This window comes from Pantoea sp. CTOTU46764, from assembly GCF_031974595.1.
In the GTDB taxonomy this organism is placed as follows: Bacteria; Pseudomonadota; Gammaproteobacteria; order Enterobacterales; family Enterobacteriaceae; genus Pantoea; species Pantoea trifolii.
This window is the reverse complement of record NZ_DALYOQ010000025.1, coordinates 33,606-51,891: the sequence shown is the minus strand read 5'-3', so window position 1 is coordinate 51,891 and position 18,286 is coordinate 33,606. Positions and strand designations below refer to the sequence as shown.

At 56.0% G+C, this 18,286-nt stretch carries 16 protein-coding genes; 10 read left to right on the top strand and 6 right to left on the bottom strand.

Annotated elements, in window-relative coordinates; genetic code table 11:
* Positions 1-641 precede the first annotated feature (641 nt).
* From hemY to hemC, 4 genes are read right to left on the bottom strand one after another with little or no spacing between them, the layout of a single operon-like run.
* Positions 642-1,838, bottom strand: a complete 1,197-nt coding sequence (gene hemY / locus RTM06_RS10990) for a protoheme IX biogenesis protein HemY (protein WP_312182126.1) — start codon at positions 1,836-1,838, stop codon at positions 642-644.
* Between the two features lie 2 nt (positions 1,839-1,840).
* Entirely contained in the window at positions 1,841-2,971 is a 1,131-nt protein-coding gene (hemX, locus tag RTM06_RS10985) for a uroporphyrinogen-III C-methyltransferase (RefSeq protein WP_008105767.1), read from the bottom strand.
* Positions 2,972-2,994: 23 nt separating this feature from the next.
* Positions 2,995-3,735: a uroporphyrinogen-III synthase gene (hemD, locus tag RTM06_RS10980; protein WP_312182123.1), complete on the bottom strand. Its 741-nt coding sequence runs from the start codon at positions 3,733-3,735 to the stop codon at positions 2,995-2,997.
* Complete coding sequence (gene hemC, locus RTM06_RS10975) at positions 3,732-4,673, bottom strand: hydroxymethylbilane synthase (protein ID WP_036648709.1); 942 nt, start codon at positions 4,671-4,673, stop codon at positions 3,732-3,734. The genes hemD and hemC overlap by 4 nt, the downstream gene beginning before the upstream one ends.
* Before the next feature lie 316 nt (positions 4,674-4,989).
* On the opposite strand from hemC, the gene RTM06_RS10970 reads away from it, so the two are divergent.
* From RTM06_RS10970 to RTM06_RS10930, 9 genes are all read left to right on the top strand, one after another.
* Positions 4,990-7,551 carry a class I adenylate cyclase gene (locus RTM06_RS10970; protein ID WP_293795726.1) on the top strand — a complete coding sequence of 854 codons (2,562 nt, stop codon included), beginning with the start codon at positions 4,990-4,992 and terminating at the stop codon, positions 7,549-7,551.
* Positions 7,552-7,685: 134 nt separating this feature from the next.
* Positions 7,686-7,889: an LPS translocon maturation chaperone LptM gene (lptM, locus tag RTM06_RS10965; RefSeq protein ID WP_312182119.1), complete on the top strand. Its 204-nt coding sequence runs from the start codon at positions 7,686-7,688 to the stop codon at positions 7,887-7,889.
* Between the two features lie 29 nt (positions 7,890-7,918).
* Entirely contained in the window at positions 7,919-8,743 is an 825-nt protein-coding gene (gene dapF / locus RTM06_RS10960; RefSeq protein WP_008105772.1) for a diaminopimelate epimerase, read from the top strand.
* Positions 8,740-9,444, top strand: coding sequence for a DUF484 domain-containing protein (locus RTM06_RS10955; protein ID WP_256698042.1), 705 nt, complete (start codon positions 8,740-8,742; stop codon positions 9,442-9,444). Before dapF ends, RTM06_RS10955 begins: the two co-directional genes overlap by 4 nt.
* On the top strand, positions 9,441-10,349 hold the full coding sequence (gene xerC / locus RTM06_RS10950) for a tyrosine recombinase XerC (protein WP_256698044.1): 909 nt from the start codon (positions 9,441-9,443) through the stop codon (positions 10,347-10,349). The genes RTM06_RS10955 and xerC overlap by 4 nt, the downstream gene beginning before the upstream one ends.
* The gene (gene yigB / locus RTM06_RS10945; RefSeq protein WP_256698046.1) at positions 10,349-11,065 is read left to right on the top strand and encodes a 5-amino-6-(5-phospho-D-ribitylamino)uracil phosphatase YigB; all 717 of its coding nucleotides are present in this window, start codon (positions 10,349-10,351) and stop codon (positions 11,063-11,065) included. The genes xerC and yigB overlap by 1 nt, the downstream gene beginning before the upstream one ends.
* Before the next feature lie 176 nt (positions 11,066-11,241).
* Positions 11,242-13,404, top strand: a complete 2,163-nt coding sequence (uvrD, locus tag RTM06_RS10940; RefSeq protein ID WP_008105776.1) for a DNA helicase II — start codon at positions 11,242-11,244, stop codon at positions 13,402-13,404.
* Between the two features lie 309 nt (positions 13,405-13,713).
* Positions 13,714-14,667 (top strand): magnesium/cobalt transporter CorA, encoded by a 954-nt coding sequence (gene corA / locus RTM06_RS10935; RefSeq protein ID WP_008105777.1) that lies wholly within the window; start codon positions 13,714-13,716, stop codon positions 14,665-14,667.
* 146 nt (positions 14,668-14,813) lie between these two features.
* Positions 14,814-15,866: an AbrB family transcriptional regulator gene (locus RTM06_RS10930; RefSeq protein ID WP_312182114.1), complete on the top strand. Its 1,053-nt coding sequence runs from the start codon at positions 14,814-14,816 to the stop codon at positions 15,864-15,866.
* Here the strand turns inward: RTM06_RS10930 and rarD are convergent.
* Both rarD and RTM06_RS10920 read right to left on the bottom strand, forming a co-directional pair.
* A complete protein-coding gene (gene rarD / locus RTM06_RS10925; protein ID WP_256698468.1) occupies positions 15,837-16,736 on the bottom strand; it encodes an EamA family transporter RarD in 900 nt (299 codons plus the stop codon). The two genes, RTM06_RS10930 and rarD, sit on opposite strands and share 30 nt — an antisense overlap.
* Before the next feature lie 22 nt (positions 16,737-16,758).
* Positions 16,759-17,229, bottom strand: coding sequence for a thioesterase family protein (locus RTM06_RS10920; protein ID WP_312182112.1), 471 nt, complete (start codon positions 17,227-17,229; stop codon positions 16,759-16,761).
* Positions 17,230-17,394: 165 nt separating this feature from the next.
* Between RTM06_RS10920 and pldA the strand changes: the two genes are divergently transcribed.
* A complete protein-coding gene (pldA, locus tag RTM06_RS10915; protein ID WP_222185719.1) occupies positions 17,395-18,273 on the top strand; it encodes a phospholipase A in 879 nt (292 codons plus the stop codon).
* Positions 18,274-18,286: the final 13 nt, after the last annotated feature.

Below are 18,286 nucleotides of genomic sequence, written 5' to 3'. Positions count from 1 at the left end.
CGCAACTGGTTTGGGACCAGTGGGTCGGAGGTTCGAATCCTCTCTCGCCGACCATATTCGAAAAGCCTGCTTGAAAAAGCAGGCTTTTTTCGTTTGTACCCACCTTCCGCGTTCGCCACTCATCCCATCATTTCCCTTAAAACGTAATTCTGCACATTGTCGCTATTCAGATACATATAACTCACTGATTTATAATGGCATGACAATTCCTTGCATAGCTTGTCGTTTTACGGAGACAGCTTTTGGGCTATGTGTCGCGATTTACCGACAGCGGCTAACACGTGGATCGTGTGGTGGGTTGTATCCTGTTGATAGAAAATAACTTATTGCGATAACTGCAACTTTGGCACGTCTTGTGCAATAATCTCCCTGTAGATGCTCATTCCACCTCTTATGTTTGCTGATGCTACATAAACCTGGGAATGATGCAGAGCCCCTTACGGCATCCGTTGTCCAGCCTGGCAGTAATTGCGCACGCTTTACTGCAGTAAGAAGGACATTACGTTGAGTCGGATGCCATCAGTTGTCTGAACGACCTGATCTTACACCTGCTTATGGCAGGTGTTTTTTTGTCTGCAGTTTATGACAGGCAAAAAAAAGCCGGGACCAGCCCGGCGTGCACAAAAGTAACAATCGTAAAATCAAGCGCTTGGATTGTTCTTCAGCGTAAGTAGCAGGCCTTCGCGACGCATTTTGGCGGCGTCTTCCGGGCGATGCAGGCGGTCGTAAACATCGGCCAGCCAGGCATAATCAAACGCATCAGGACGCTGAGCCAGCGCTTGCTGAAACGCTTCTGCCGCCTGCTGCCATTCTCCATGACGCATGAGCATCTGTCCCAGCGTGCTGTGCAGCAGGGGCGTGGCGCCATGCTGTTTAATCTGCTGACGCAATGCTTTCTCCAGAGATTGCGGATCGCCACTTTTGATGCGCGGCATCAGCAACACCAGACGATCGTCATATTGACGCTTCAGACCTTCCAGCACGATGCTCTGCGCGGTGTCCGGATCGTCACACTCAATCAGATGTTCTGCCATCGCCACCTGCAAGGCGGTTTCCTGACGCGTTTTGCGGCTCTGGTTCTGCCACCATTTTTTCAAACCGTCGCTGCCTTGATCGGCCATCGCCTGGTTCATCAGGCCCAGCCAGGCTTGCTGCTGCAAGGCATCGCGCTGTGCTTCATCATTGATCTGCACTTTCTGCATTGCAGGCAGAATGTCGAGCAATGCACCCCACGCGCCGGTACGAATGTAGGCTTGTTCTGCCAGACGCAACACTTCCGGATGGCGCGGCGCGACTTCCAGCAGGCGGTCAACGCCGTGACGTGCAGCGTGATCTTCGTTGCGCGCCAGTTGCAGACGTACGCGCGTGATTTCAACCGGAATCGTGTCGTTCACTGACAACTCAGAAGCGCGCTCCAGGTGCTGATTAGCACGGATTTCGTCTCCGCGTTGCTGCGCCGCTTCGGCAGCCAGCAAGTAGTTTGCCACCGGCTGATCGGCGTGATCGGCATTTTTCGACAGCAGTTTTTCAGCCTGTTTGAAGTCACCTTCCGCCAGTTTCATCAACGCGCTTTGCGTGTGGCGCTGTGCGCTACGACGCTTGCGGCCAGTGAACCAGCCGCGTGTACGTGCGCCGGTGCGGAACAGGCGACGCAGAATCCATTCCACCAACAAGATCACCAGCAGGCTGAGAATCAAAATGATTGCCAGGCCGGTAACGCTGGTTTCAATGTTCCAGTTGTCGGTCTGGATCAGCACGTAGCCCTGATGGCCTGCAACCATCGGTCCAACCACAATGCCGGCAATCAGCAGCAGGAAAAGCACCAATACTTTCAGCATGGTTAGCCTCCCTGTTGATCAGCAGCAACCGATGGCTGAGCCAGCAAATTACGCACGCGAGTTTGCATCAGTTTTTCCAGCAGCGGCTGGCTTTCCAGCGTATCCGGCACATCCATCGAAATGCTTTGCTGGCTCAGTTCATCCAGCTGCGCAAGGAAGGCTTTGGTGGCGGCATCGTTGGTGTCGTACCAGGCACGAACCCAGGTTGATACCGCATCGATAGACTGTTTGTAGATCTCATCCTGATGACGCGGTACGGCCTGGGCGGCAATCAGCAGGCGCGAACGAATGTTTTCGCGCAGGTAGACGTCCTGATTCGGAGCCAGCAGCGGCTGTGCGGTGTTATCGCGGCGGCGGATGGTGATGAAATCATCCATAAAGTTGTGCCAGCTTTTCACCAGATTTTGACGCCACTCGTGCAGCGAACTGGAGAGCTCACCGCCATCGGCGTCCATAGGTGAATCATCGCTGTCGTTGTCAGCCAGACGCAGATTATCGACGCCGTTCGACAGCTGATTGAGCTTGAGGATGGTGCCGTCATAATCAATCTGGCTGACGGCGGAGAGTGAACTGATGTCCTGCGTTAGGGCGCGACGCACGTTCATTACGCTTGGATCGTTCATGTCTGCCAGGCTGGTATCGGCACTTTTCAGTAACGCTGCTGCAGTGGTGACATCCTGATCGCTCCACAGTTTGCGGCCCGCCAGTTTGACGAGGTAATCCGCCTGCGCCAGCAGCCAGGTACGCGTGTCGTTTCCAGAGATGGTGGCGACTTTATCGCGCAGGGTTTCCAGCTCTTTAGCGCTGTTATCCTGCTGCGTGCGCGTCTCCTGCAAGGCGCTGTTGGCGCTAGCCAGCTGTTGCGTCAGTTGCTGTTTGTCGCTGCCCAGTTGCTGCTGCAAGGTGCTCAGCTGCTCACTGAGATTCTGATTAGTTTGAGCCTGTAAATCGGCCTGGTGTTTCCCATTAAGGTAAAGTCCCGCCCCAATCGCCAGCGCAATCACAATCGCCACTGCACTCAGCACCTTGCCATCGCTTTTTTTATCGCGTGGTGGCTTAGTTGCTGGAGAGGGAGAATTGTCCGCTGGGGTGGTTTCTTCAACCATGGCGGAGGAGGCTTTTTGTTCCGTCATTATGGCTCATCCCATTGTTAAGTTCAGCGTAACGCGCGCAGCAGCGCGTCGTTATCGGCACCATCGGCTACATCAATGTCCTGCCAGCCTAGTTCAGCGGCTTGCGTAGCCAAACGTTCACTGACGACCACAAGCCGACAGTGTAGTAACCATTCCCGACGATCAATTGGCGGAAACAGAGAAAAGAGTTGTTGTAACATTTCGCCGCTGGTGACCACCAGCGTTGTAATGCCGCGATCGCGCCAGCGGCGGCCTTCCGTCGCGCCGTTGTAGTGCTTTTCACAGCGCTGATAACACTCGCAATATTGCACCTCAGCGCCGCGCTCAATCAGCGTTTCCGCCAGCAGCTCGCGCCCTGGGCTGCCGCGCAGAATCAGTGCGCGTTTGCCGCTAACCTGCTGCAGACGATTCAGACGCACCAGCTCTTCACTGGTCTCCCGCGCATGAGGATAGTCTACTTTTAGATTACTGACGGTATGCAGGGCTAAAGCAGTGCTGCGGCCAATAGCATAATAGTTGAGTGCTTCAGGCCACGTAGTCGCGCTCTGCTGTAAAGCGGGTTCGGCGAACGTAACGACCTGCTGCGACAGCAAAAACACCAGATCGCCTGGCTGGAGCGCAGCAAGTTGCTTAGGTAAATGAATAAGATCGCGACCCGGCGTGAATTGAATCAGCGGAAGGCTCCATGCCAGTTTACCCAGGCTGCGCAAACGCGAGACCAGTTCAGTGGCGGCCGGTTCCGGGCGGGTCACGAGGATGGTCATGCTGGCGGTTGACCTTGATAGACTTCACGCAGAATGTCGCGCGCGCCGCCATCCAGCAGCTCTTCGGCCAGCGAAATGCCCATTTTTTCGGCGTGATCGCGTGGACCCCGGCGCTCGCCCACCACCATTTGACTGCCGTCCGGTGAGCCGACTAATCCGCGCAGCCACAGCTGATCGTCTTCCAGCACCGCGAAGCTGCCGATTGGCACCTGACAACCGCCTTCCAGCCGCGTATTCATCGCACGTTCGGCACGCACGCACACGGCGGTATCGTCATGATTCAATGCCTGTAGCAGCGTAATTAATTGCTCATCATCCACGCGGCATTCAATGCCGACGGCGCCCTGACCCACAGCGGGCAGGGAAATCTCTGCAGGCATTGCCTGACGAATGCGATCTTCCAGACCTAAACGCTTCAAACCCGCCGCCGCCAGAATGATGGCGTCATATTCACCTGCATCGAGTTTGCCCAGACGCGTACCGACGTTGCCGCGCAGCGAGCGAATCACTAAGTCCGGACGGCGGGCGCTAAGCTGACACTGGCGGCGCAGGCTGGACGTCCCGACAACCGCGCCTTGCGGCAGCTCATCAATACTGTTGTAACGATTTGAGACGAAAGCATCGCGCGGATCTTCACGCTCGCAAATGGTCACCAGACCAAGACCTTCTGGAAAATCGATCGGCACATCTTTCATCGAGTGCACGGCGAGATCGGCACGCCCTTCCAGCATTGCCAGCTCAAGCTCTTTAACGAACAGCCCTTTGCCGCCAACCTTTGCCAGTGGCGTATCAAGGATGACATCACCTTTGGTGACCATCGGCAGCAGCTCAACTTGCAGACCCGGATGAGCCGCCATCAGGCGCTGTTGGACATATTGTGCCTGCCACAGAGCAAGGGGACTTTGTCTGGTAGCAATTCTGAAAATTTTGTTTAACATGCTGTTAACCATTTTGATCGTTCATCGAATATCCTATCATTGATAGGGGAATGCTGTCAGTTTCAACGGATTGAAAAGGCCGCGATGTCAGACTGCGCCTGGATCTTGAGGGTCGCAGTTGAGAGTCGAAGTCTGAAAAAAGCAGAGCTACGGTCGGAACATGCTAAACTGTTAAGTAGCGCAACTTTCTTTACGGTCAATCCTCCAGGTGTTAGATTGATCACGTTTCCAGCAATTATTTGCCCAATATCTTTATTATTAAGCGGCAAAATTCGGAAACAGGGTGCTTAACACTGGGACAATCAGGCGAAACGTCTTGTACCTCTACATTGAGACACTGAAACAGAGACTGGATGCGATTAACCAGCTGCGTGTAGATCGCGCACTGGCTGCCATGGGACCTGCTTTCCAGCAAGTCTACAGTCTGCTGCCAACATTATTGCACTACCATCATCCACTGATGCCTGGCTACGTTGAAGGTAACGTTCCGCATGGCGTCTGCCTCTACACGCCCGATGAAAACCAACTTCAGCTGCTGCAGAACTTAGCGGGCGGTCAAGCGCTCGAGCTCAGCTCTGCCGTGGCGGGCGAACGTCCGATTACCGGCATTTACTCAATGGGCAGCACTTCGTCCGTTGGGCAAAACAGCATCTCCGATCTTGATATCTGGGTGTGCCACCAATCGTGGCTGGATAATGAAGAGCGCCTCAATCTGCAGCGTAAGTGTACGCTGTTGCAGAAATGGTGTGTGTCGATGGGTGTGGAAGTCAGCTTCTTCCTGATTGACGAGAACCGTTTCCGCCATAACGAAAGCGGCAGCCTCGGCGGTGAAGACTGCGGTTCTACCCAACATATTTTGCTGCTGGATGAGTTTTACCGTACCGCCGTGCGTATGGCGGGTAAACGCATCCTGTGGAACATGGTGCCTGGCGAAGAGGAGCACCATTACGACGATTACGTCATGTCGCTCTATTCACAAGGCGTTCTGACGCCAAATGAGTGGCTGGATCTCGGCGGGCTTGGCACGTTGTCAGCGGAAGAGTACTTCGGTGCCAGCTTGTGGCAGCTGTATAAAAGTATCGATTCGCCGTACAAAGCGGTGCTGAAAACCCTGCTGCTGGAAGCCTACAGCTGGGAATACCCCAACACGCAGCTGTTGTCGATGGACATCAAGCAGCGCCTGCACGACGGCGAAATTGTCTGCTTCGGTCTCGATCCTTACTGCATGATGCTGGAACGCGTAACGCGCTATCTCACCAGCGTTGATGACATGGCGCGTCTTGATTTAGTACGTCGATGTTTCTATTTAAAAGTGTGTGAAAAGCTCTCGAGCGAAGATCACCATCATCAGCGCACCGGCTGGCGTCGCGAGATTCTTTCGCAGCTGGTTAAAGAGTGGGGCTGGGATGAGGAGAAGTTAGCGGTTCTGGATAACCGCGCGCAATGGAAAATCGAACGCGTACGCGAAGCGCACAATGAGTTACTGGATGCGATGATGCAGAGCTATCGCAACCTGATTCGCTTTGCGCGTCGCAACAATTTAAGCGTCAGCGCCAGCCCGCAGGATATCGGCGTGCTGACGCGTAAACTGTATGCCGCGTTCGAGGCGCTGCCGGGTAAAGTCACCTTAGTGAACCCGCAGATTTCGCCCGATCTTTCGGAAGAGAATCTCACCTTTATTCACGTCCCGGCGGGCCGCGCCAATCGCGCCGGTTGGTATCTGTATAACCAATCGCCGGACATGAGTTCCATCATCAGCCATCAGCCGCTGGAATATAACCGCTATCTGAACAAGCTGGTGGCGTGGGCGTGGTTTAACGGTTTGCTGACCAGCAAAACGCGTCTGCATATGAAAGGCAACGATCTGTGCGACCTGCCGCGTCTGCAGGAACTGGTGAACGATGTGTCGAGCCACTTTCCGCTGCGCGTGCCGGCACCGACGCCGAAAGCGCTCTATAGCCCGTGCGAAATTCGTCACTTAGCGATTATCGTCAATCTTGAGCACGATCCTACCTCGGCGTTCCGCAATCAGGTGGTGCATTTTGATTTCCGCAAGCTGGATGTGTTCAGCTTCGGTCAGCAGCAGCAATGCCTGATTGGCAGCATCGATCTGCTTTATCGCAACTCGTGGAATGAAGTGCGTACGCTGCACTTCAACGGCGAGCAGGCGATGATTGAAGCGCTGAAAACCATTCTCGGCAAAATGCATCAGGATGCTGCGCCGCCGGATACGGTGGAAGTGTTCTGCTACAGCCAGCATCTGCGCGGTTTAATTCGTACCCGTGTGCAGCAGCTGGTTTCGGAATGTATTGAGCTCCGTCTGTCGAGCACGCGTCAGGAACCGGGCCGCTTTAAAGCGTTGCGCATGGCGGGCCAAACCTGGGGCTTATTCTTCGAACGCATGAGCGTGTCGGTGCAGAAGCTGGAAAACGCCGTCGAATTCTATGGCGCGATTTCTAACAACAAGCTGCACGGCTTGTCGATCAAAGTGGAATCAAACCAGACGCCGCTGCCACCGGTGGTAAACGGCTACGCCAGCGAAGGCATCATTCAGTTCTTCTTTGAAGATACTAATGACGATCGCGGTTTCAACATCTATATCCTCGACGAAACCAACCGCGTTGAGGTTTACCACCATTGCGAAGGCAGTAAAGAAGAGCTGGTGCGCGACGTGAGTCGATTCTATTCGTCGTCGCATGACCGTTTTACCTACGGCTCCAGCTTTATCAATTTCAACCTGCCGCAGTTCTACCAGATTGTGAATACCGGCGAACGTTTCCAGGTGATTCCTTTCCGCAGCCAAACGTTAACGCAGCTCTGCGCTACGCAGCCTGACAACGACAACGGCGACTTCCAGCCACGCTACCAAATGCATTGATCCCGCCTGCGTTCGCGCGGCGGGATGCGCTGTAACTCTGACCTGCCGCAGGAAATGCGGCTATTTCCTGTTGCTTTTACAACGTCAACTGCGATGATAAGCAACCATGGCTTAAGGACAGAAGAGCAGACAGAATGATACGAGTGATGAGTCAGCTGGGTATGGCGCTGGCACTGGTCAGCCTGATAGGCTGTGGCCTGAAAGGACCGCTGTATTTCCCGCCGCAAGATCAGCCAAACAAGCCGAAACAGCAGGTCACCGAGCAGCAGCAAAAAGCCGCTCAGGATGCTGATGTCGGTGGTTTGGTTACCAGCAAGCCTGGTTCGCAGGCGAACTAAAATCTATGAGTAATCCGGCGGAGCAGAAAATGCAGTTCTCAAAAATGCACGGTCTCGGCAACGACTTTATGGTTGTGGATGCTGTGACGCAAAACGTCTTTTTTTCGCCGGAACTGATTCGCCGCCTGGCGGACAGAAATCTGGGGATCGGTTTTGATCAGCTGCTGATCGTCGAGCCGCCCTACGATCCGGATCTCGATTTCCATTACCGCATTTTCAACGCCGATGGCAGCGAAGTCGCGCAGTGCGGCAACGGCGCGCGCTGTTTCGCCCGCTTTGTGCGTCTGAAAGGGTTGACCAACAAAAGCGACATTCGCGTCAGTACGCAAACCGGCCGCATGGTGCTCAGCGTCACCAATGATGAGCTGGTGCGCGTCAATATGGGCCAACCGAACTTCGAACCGCAAAGCGTGCCGCTGCGTGCCAATAAAGCAGAGAACCTTTATTTGCAGCGTGTGGCCGATCAAACCGTGATGTTTGGTGCGGTATCAATGGGCAATCCGCACTGCGTGATTCAGGTAGAAAGCGTGAAAACCGCGCCGGTGGAAACGCTCGGTCCAGAATTGGAAAGCCACGAGCGTTTCCCGGAGCGCGTCAACGTCGGTTTCATGGAAGTAGTCAATCGTGAACACATCCGTCTGCGCGTATACGAACGTGGCGCGGGCGAAACCCAGGCTTGCGGCAGCGGCGCGTGTGCGGCGGTGGCCTGCGGCGTTCAGCAGGGCATTTTGGCGGAGAACGTTCGCGTCGATTTGCCGGGCGGAACGCTGCATATTGCCTGGAAAGGGGAAGGGCAACCGCTGTTTATGACCGGTCCTGCCACACACGTCTACGATGGGTTTATTCATCTATGAAAAATGTCGAAGAGCAGACCGAAAGCGAGGTTTTGCTGGACGATCAATCGGTAAGCGCATTTCTGCGTCAAAACCCCGATTTCTTTATTCGCAATGCGCGTCAGGTTGAACAGATGATGGTGCCGCATCCGGTACGCGGCAGCGTTTCGCTGGTGGAGTGGCATATGGCGCGTCAGCGCAACCACATCCAGCAGTTGGAAGAGGAGATCACGCTACTGATGGAGCAGGCAACGGCTAACCATCAGCTGTTTGATCGCCTGCTGGCGCTGCAAGGTCATCTTGCCGCCGCCGACAGCTTACAAGAGATGCTGACGCGTCTGCATCGCTGGGCGCGCGAACTCGGTCTGGCCGGTGCGCACGTGCGCGTGTTCAATGACAAATGGCACATCGGCGCGCCATCAGACTTCACCCAACTCGGCTTATCGCGTCAGGCATTCGAACCGCTGCGCATTCAGCGCTTCGGTAATGAACATCACTATCTCGGCAGCCTCAACGGCCCGGAACTGCTGCTGCTGTTGCCGCAGGCCAAAGCGATTGGCTCGGTGGCGATGTCGCTGATGGGCGAACGTGGCGAGCTGGGCGTATTGATGTTCACCAGCCGCGATAATCAGCACTATCAGGCAGGCATGGGCACGCTGCTGCTACAGCATCTGGCGCAAATGTTGCCGGATCTGCTGTCACGCTGGATTGAACGCGCATGAGTCACGTCAGTCCGCTGCTGCCGGCCGTGGATGACTTTCTGCGTTATCTCAAGGTCGAACGCCAGCTCAGTCCGCTGACGCAAAAGAATTACCAACGGCAATTGCAGGCGATTATGGCAATGGCCGATGAGATGAAGCTGACGAGTTGGTCGCAGCTGGAACCGGCGCAGGTGCGCAGCCTGGCGGCGCGCAGCCGCCGTGGCGGTTTGGGCGCCAGCAGTCTGGCGCTGCGCATGTCGGCACTGCGCAGTTTTCTCGACTGGCAAGTCCATCAAGGCATGCTGAGCGCCAATCCCGCCAAAGGCATTTCCACGCCGCGTAACGCGCGCCATCTGCCGAAAAACATGGACGTCGATGAAGTTAACCAACTGCTGGAGATCGATCTCAACGATCCGCTGGCGGTGCGCGACCGCGCGATGCTGGAAACCATGTACGGCGGCGGCTTGCGTCTCTCCGAGCTGGTGAATATGGATTGTCGTCACATGGATTTGGACGCGGGCGAAGTTCGGGTGCTGGGTAAAGGCAGCAAAGAGCGCCGCGTACCGATTGGCGGCACGGCGGTCACCTGGATTCAGCACTGGTTATCGCTGCGTGATAGCTTTGCGCCGCAGGATGATGCGGTGTTTGTCTCCAGCCGCGGCAGCCGAATTTCGACGCGCAACGTGCAGAAGCGTTTTGCCGAATGGGGCATCAAGCAAGGCGTTGCCAGCCATATTCATCCGCATAAACTGCGCCACTCTTTTGCCACGCATTTGCTGGAATCGAGCGGCGATCTGCGCGCGGTACAGGAACTGCTCGGCCACGCCAATCTGGCGACCACGCAAATCTATACCCATCTGGATTTCCAGCATCTGGCGACGGTTTATGATGCGGCCCATCCGCGTGCCAAACGAGGAAAGTCTTAATGAAGTTTTATCGTCCGCTCGGCCCGATCAAAGCGATCACTTTTGATCTCGACGACACCTTGTATGACAACCATCCCGTGATCCGCAAAACCACCGCCGAATCGCATGCTGCACTGCAGGCGTATCATCCGGCGCTGCGTGAATTCACCCCGGCAGATTATCAGGCGCTGCGTAATGAGTTGCTGGCGCGTGAGCCGGAAATTTATCACGACGTGTCTGAATGGCGCCGCCGCTCGGTGGAGCTGGCGTTGCTCAATGTCGGCTTATCGGCATCAGAAGCCAGTGCCGGTGCCCGCGACGTGATGAGCGTGTTCCATCAGTGGCGCAGCGAAGTGACGATGCCGGAAGAGACGCATCAAACGCTGACGTGGCTGGGCGAGCGCGTGCCGCTGGTGGCGATCACCAACGGCAATGCCTGCCCGGAAAAGCTCGGCATCCATCACCACTTCCAGTTCGCGCTGCGTGCCGGTCCGCACGGTCGCGCTAAGCCGTGGCAGGATATGTATCATCTGGCCGCTGAGCGTTTGGACATCGCGCCGCAACACATTCTGCACGTTGGCGACGATCTCACTACCGATGTTGCCGGTTCGCTGCGTGCCGGCATGCAAGCCTGCTGGATCAACCTGCGTGAAGGCAATCTGATGAAGATCGACGATGCGCGTTTGCTACCGCATGTTGAAATTGATCGGTTGGCATCTCTGACCTCGCTGCTATAATCAACAGCTGTAAATACATCCAGTCGTATCCATCATCATTCGACTTGCCGCCGCGTTGGCTGCGCGTGCTCACCCCGGTCACTTACTCAAGTAAGCTCCCGGGGATTCACACACTTGCCGCCTTGCTGCAAGCCGAATGATTTTGGATACGTATCTCAATTGTTAAAACGGTGCTTATGGACGTTTCTGATCTGCTTGACGGCTTGAATGACAAACAGCGCGAGGCGGTCGCCGCACCGCGCAGCAACCTGCTGGTGCTGGCCGGAGCAGGCAGTGGCAAAACCCGTGTGTTGGTGCATCGCATTGCGTGGCTGCTGTCGGTAGAGAACTGCTCGCCGTATTCGATTATGGCGGTGACCTTTACCAACAAAGCGGCGGCAGAAATGCGCCATCGTATCGATCAGCTGATCGGCACCAGCCAGGGCGGCATGTGGATTGGTACCTTCCACGGCCTGGCGCATCGTTTACTGCGCGCGCATCACCTTGATGCCGGTTTGCCGCAGGATTTCCAGATCCTCGACAGCGACGATCAGCTGCGTCTGTTGAAGCGCCTGATCAAAGCCATGAACCTTGATGAGAAACAGTGGCCTGCGCGTCAGGGCATGTGGTACATCAACGGCAAAAAAGATGAAGGTCTGCGGCCAAAACACATCGAAAGCTACGGCAATCCGGTTGAGCAAACCTGGCTGCGCATCTATCAGGCATATCAGGAAGCCTGCGATCGCGCCGGTTTAGTGGATTTCGCCGAGCTGCTGCTGCGCGCCCACGAGCTGTGGCTCAACAAGCCGCATATCCTCAATCATTATCGCGAGCGTTTCAGCAACGTGCTGGTGGACGAATTCCAGGATACCAACAACATCCAGTACGCATGGATTCGCATGCTGGCGGGTGATACCGGCCGGGTGATTATCGTCGGCGATGACGATCAGTCGATTTACGGCTGGCGCGGGGCGCAGGTGGAAAACATCCAGCGCTTCCTGCAGGATTTCCCCGGCGCGGAAACCATTCGCCTGGAGCAGAACTATCGCTCGACCAACAACATTCTGAAAGCCGCGAACACGCTGATCGCCAACAACAATGGCCGCCTCGGTAAAGAGCTGTGGACCGACGGCAGCGATGGCGAAAAGATCTCGCTCTACTGCGCGTTCAACGAGCTGGATGAAGCGCGCTTTGTGGTCAATCGCATCAAAAGCTGGCATGAAAACGGCAACGCACTGCAGGATTGCGCCATTCTCTATCGCAGCAACGCCCAATCGCGTGTGCTGGAAGAGGCGCTGCTACAGGGCAGCATGCCTTATCGCATTTATGGCGGCATGCGCTTCTTTGAGCGTCAGGAGATCAAAGATGCGCTGGCCTATCTGCGTTTGATGGCCAATCGCAATGACGATGCGGCATTTGAGCGTGTGGTGAACACGCCGGTGCGCGGCGTGGGCGATCGTACGCTCGACGTGGTGCGCCAGACCGCACGCGATCAGCAACTCACTTTATGGCAGGCCACGCGTGAGCTGTTACAGAACAAAGTCTTAGCCGGACGCGCCGCGTCAGCGCTGCAGCGCTTCTGCGAGCTGGTCGATTCACTGGCCAGCGAAACATCCGAGATGCCGCTGCATGTGCAAACCGATCGCGTGATTAAAGACTCCGGTTTATGGGTGATGTACGAGCAGGAGAAGGGCGAGAAAGGCCAGGCGCGTATTGAAAACCTTGAGGAACTGGTCACGGCAACGCGCCAGTTCAGCTATCAGGACGAAGACGAAGATCTGATGCCGCTGCAGGCGTTCCTGTCGCATGCGGCGCTGGAAGCGGGCGAAGGTCAGGCCGACAAATGGCAGGACGCGGTGCAGCTGATGACCATGCACTCGGCGAAAGGGCTGGAGTTCAGCCAGGTCTTTATCGTCGGCATGGAAGAGGGCATGTTCCCCAGCCAGATGTCGCTGGATGAAGGCGGTCGTCTGGAAGAGGAGCGTCGTCTGGCTTACGTTGGCGTGACGCGTGCGATGGTCAAGCTGACGCTCACCTATGCCGAAAGCCGTCGTCTTTATGGTAAGGAAGTGTATCACCGTCCATCACGCTTTATCGGCGAGCTGCCGGAAGAGTGCGTGGAAGAGGTGCGTTTGCGCGCCAGCGTCAGCCGTCCGGTGAGCCATCAGCGCATGGGCACGCCCATCGCGCAAAACGACAGCGGCTTCACGCTCGGCCAACGCGTGCGCCATGCCAAGTTCGGCGAAGGCACCATCATCAACCTCGAAGGCAGCGGCGAACACAGCCGTTTGCAAGTGGCGTTTCAGGGCCAGGGAATCAAGTGGCTGGTGGCGGCTTACGCCCGTCTTGAGACGGTGTAGCGCGGTTGCGCTACCTTGACGACTTTTTCGTCTCAGCGTAACATGCGCGCACTATTATCATGAGAGGACAATGCCTTGGACGCGCCCAGTCGATGCTGGCTCAATCACCTGTTTAACAGGAACTCCTAAGGTTACCTCTTTTAGCTGGTAGCCTTAGCGGTTATCAGCGACCTCCCTTTTTTACTCTCGTCGCGTGAGTTAGCACTGATTTACCCTTGAAGCGAAAGTTTCCGTGTTCAGGCTTCGCCGTGCCCGTAATCTACAGTGGTCACCGCCTTGTCCCATTCCGAAAAATGGGGAGTTATTGCTATGCTGAGCGCATTTAAACTCGATCGTAATCGCCTGACGCGCATCGAGCTGGAAGAAGACAACGACAAACTCAACACCTCTGTTTGGGTCGATCTGATCGAACCCGACGACAGCGAACGCGATCGTGTGCAGTGCGAGCTCGGCCAGAGCCTGGCAACGCGTCCGGAGCTGGAAGACATCGAAGCCTCGGCGCGTTTCTTCGAAGACGAAGACGGCCTGCACATTCACTCCTTCTTCTTCTTTGAAGATGCCGAAGACCACGCGGGCAACTCCACCGTGGCATTCACCATCCGCGAAGATCGCCTGTATACGCTGCGCGAACGCGAGCTGCCAGCTTTCCGTCTCTATCGCATGCGTGCGCGCAACCAGATGCTGACTGATGGCAACGCCTATGAACTGTTGCTGGATCTGTTTGAGACCAAAATCGAACAGCTGGCGGATGAGATCGAGAACATCTATAGCGCGCTGGAGAAACTCAGCCGCGTGATCATGGAAGGCCAGCAGGGAGAAGAGTACGACCAGGCGCTGTCACGTCTGGCGGAACTGGAAGATATCGGCTGGAAAGTGCGTTTGTGTCTGATGGATACCCAGCGCGCCCTCAACTTTCTGGTGCGCAAAGCACGTCTGCCGGGCAACCAGCTGGAGCAGGCGCGTGAAATCCTGCGCGATATCGAATCGCTGCTGCCGCATAACGAATCGCTGTTCCAGAAGGTTAACTTCCTGATGCAGGCGGCGATGGGCTTTATCAACATCGAGCAGAACCGCATCATCAAGATCTTCTCGGTGGTTTCGGTGGTGTTCCTGCCGCCAACGCTGGTGGCATCAAGCTACGGGATGAACTTCGAGTTTATGCCGGAGCTGAAATGGAGCTTTGGTTATCCGGGCGCGATTAGCCTGATGATCCTCGCCGGGCTTGCGCCGTATCTCTATTTCAAACGCAAGAACTGGTTGTAACCTATCTCAAGTCCAGGTCGTCATGAATGACGACCCTACAAAAACGCTCATGACAAACGAAGGGTCGCCATTTATGGCGACCTGGTAGATAAACTTCAATTTTCTGCGTAACCTGTTGGCTCTGCTCACTATCTGATTCTTTCCTTATGGCGCGCTTCTCATTGCGACTGCAATGGACACTTCTGCTGATTGCTTCGTTAGTGCTGGGGATGATCCTCCAGCTGTTCCACCTTCCTGCGGCATTGCTGCTTGGCCCAATGATCGTCGGCACCGCAATGGGTTTGTCCGGCGCCACCGTGCGCATCGATAAACGCCTCTTCGTGCTGGCACAAGCGGTGCTCGGCTGCATGATCGGCCAGACTTTATCGCCGGGCATTCTCACACCACTGATCCAGGATTGGCCGGTGGTGCTGGCGGTGCTGGTGCTGACGTTAGCCGCCAGCGGCCTGTCTGGTTTTCTGCTGGTGCGCTTCAGTAATTTGCCCGGCCCAACGGGCGCATGGGGATCGTCGCCCGGCGGTGCTTCGGCGATGGTGGCAATGGCCGGTGATTTCGGTGCGGATGTGCGGCTGGTGGCGTTTATGCAGTATCTGCGCGTGCTGTTTGTCGCTACCGCTGCTGCCGTGGTGGCGCGCATTGGCTTGGGTTCCAACGGCGGTGCTGCTGAACTGGTGTGGTTTCCCGCGCTGCACAGCAGCTTTCTGCTGACATTGCTGGTGATGTTCGCCGGTGCGTGGCTCGGCCAGAAGCTGCGCATTCCTTCCGGTGCTTTGTTGCTGCCGGCACTGATCGGCGCGGTGCTGCACGGCACCGATGTAGCGACCTTGCAGGTGCCAGAATGGTTGCTGGCGCTGGCTTATGCGTTGATTGGCTGGAGCGTGGGATTGCGTTTCACCCGGCCGATTTTCAAGCTGGCGCTGCGAACGCTGCCGCAAATGTTGCTGTCGATTTTCGGTTTAATGCTGCTGTGCGGTGGATTAGCCTGGATGCTGACGCGCGTTTTGCACGTCGATCTGATGACCGCCTATCTGGCAACCAGCCCTGGCGGGCTGGATACCGTGGCGATTATTGCGGCCGGCACGCGGGTCGATATGGCATTTGTCATGGCGCTGCAGACGCTGCGTCTGTTCACCATCTTGCTCACCGGCCCGGCGCTGGCGCGTTTTATTTCACGCTATGCGCATGCGCGCCCGAGCTGAGAACGCGACCGCATCGATAATGAACACGGCGAGCGCCAGCCAGATAAAGCCGAAGGTCACCATTTTATCCGGCGTCAGGCTCTCGCCGTAGAACAGTATCGCCAGCAGGAACATCAGTGTCGGGCCGAGATACTGGAAGAAGCCGACAGTCGATAAGCGCAGACGCGCGCAGGCGGCCGCAAACAGCATCAGCGGAATGGTGGTGATAATGCCCGCCGCGACCAGCTTGAGATTAAGGCTCATAGCGTTGGCGCTGAGATGACTGGTGGCGCTGTCGGCAAAGCCAAACAGGTAAATTGCCGCCAGCGGAAACAGCCACAACGTCTCGATCAGCATGCCGCTCTGCGCATCGACCTGAATCTTTTTGCGCACCAAACCGTACAATGCAAAACTCAGCGCCAGGCCAAGGCCGATAATCGGCAGCGATCCAAACTGCCACAACTGCACCAGCACGCCGGTTGTCGCCAGCAATACCGCCAGCCACTGCAAGCGGCGGAAGCGTTCACGCAGGAACAGCATGCCAAACACCACGTTAATTAGCGGGTTGATAAAGTAGCCGAGGCTAGCTTCCAGCATGTGCTGATTGTTCACCGCCCAGATAAACAGCAGCCAGTTGCCGCCAATGGTCACGGCGGTCAGCGCCAGCAGCAGCACCTTTTTCGGCTGCGCCAGCACGCTACGTACCTGCGTCCAGCTACGCGTCAGGGTGATCAGCAGCAGCATAAACAGCGCGGACCAAATCACACGATGCGTCATAATTTCGGTGGCGGGCACCGCTTTGACCAGCTTGAAGTAGGCGGGCGCGATGCCCCAAATAAAGTAAGCGCCGAGCGCGTAGCCAATACCCTGGCGAGTTTGTTGCGAATCCATCATGTCATTCCAAAAGTACTGATTAGCCAATCATGTAGGTGGCGGTAGCGGTAGCGATGTAATCGCCTTGCTGGTTATGTAACTCCACGCGCGCCACGGCAACTTTATTGCCGCCGCGCAGCAGGCTGCTGGTGGCGATAAAGCGCTCGCCGCGGCCAGGGCGCAGATAGTCAACGCGCATATCGATGGTGCCCATGCGGGACAGGCGCTGACGCAGTTCTTCCTCGGTAATGCTCTCCTCACGCGTCAGCGCATAGCTGACACACACCAGCCCGGCGGCGACATCCAGTACCGAGGCGATCACGCCGCCATGCAAAATCTGCTGCGCCGCGTTGCCGACCAGCATGGTTTTATTAGCGAAGCCGAGTTCGGCATAATCCGCTTCCAGTCGATCCAGCTCTAATCCGAGCGCCTGATTGAAAGGCATGTGATAAACAAAAATTTCGCCAATCAGACGGCGCGCTTCCTGCTGTGTCAGCAACGGGGATAACATAATTCCTGCCTTAAAATGTTAACGAGTTGTGTATATTATGCCGCGTTCGAGCCGCTTTCCAGTTTCGGAAATCGGCGCTGATCAACCGCAGGTTTTGCGTGTAGAATGGCCTGCTTTTTGAACCGTCACTTGACGATTACGACACGCAGTTCTCTGGAGAATTCTATGCGTAAGCATTACGCCTTGCTGGCCGCGGCGCTGATCCTTCCTGGCCTGGTGCAGGCTGAAGAAGCCACGATAAAAGAGGTTCATGATGCACCGGCAGTGAAGGGCAGCATTATCGCTAACCTGCTGGAGAAACACGATAACCCGTTCGTACTTTATCCTTACGAAAACAACTATCTGCTCTACACCTACACCACCGACATGAACAAAGAGGCGATCTCTTCGTACAACTGGGCAGACAAAGCTAAAAATGATGAAGTAAAATTCCAGCTCAGCCTGGCGTTTCCGCTATGGCGCGGCATTTTAGGCGATAACTCGGTGCTGGCGGCGTCCTATACTCAGCGCTCGTGGTGGCAGCTCTCGAACCGTGGTGCGTCATCACCGTTCCGTGAAACCGATTATGAGCCACAGATTTTCCTCGGCTGGGCCACCGATTACACCTTCGCAGGCTGGACCTTACGCGATGTGGAAACTGGCTTAGTGCATCAGTCGAACGGCCGCAGCGAGCCAACTTCGCGCAGCTGGAACCGCGTCTACGCGCGCTTCATGGCGCAGAACGGCAATCTGCTCGCGGAGATCAAACCCTGGTATCGTCTGCCAGAAAGTGAAAGCAATGACGATAACCCGGACATCACCAAATACATGGGTTACTACCGCGCCAAGCTCGGCTATATGATGGGCGAGAACATTTTCAGCGTGGAAGGTAACTACAACTGGAACAGCGGCTTCGGCGGTGCAACCTTCGCCTGGAGCTACCCAATCTCTGAACACGTGCGCTTTTACACGCAGGTGTTCAGCGGTTATGGTGAATCGTTGATCGACTATAACCATCGCCAGACGCGCTTCGGCGTAGGCGTGACGCTCAACGATCTGTTCTAACCCGCAACAAAGA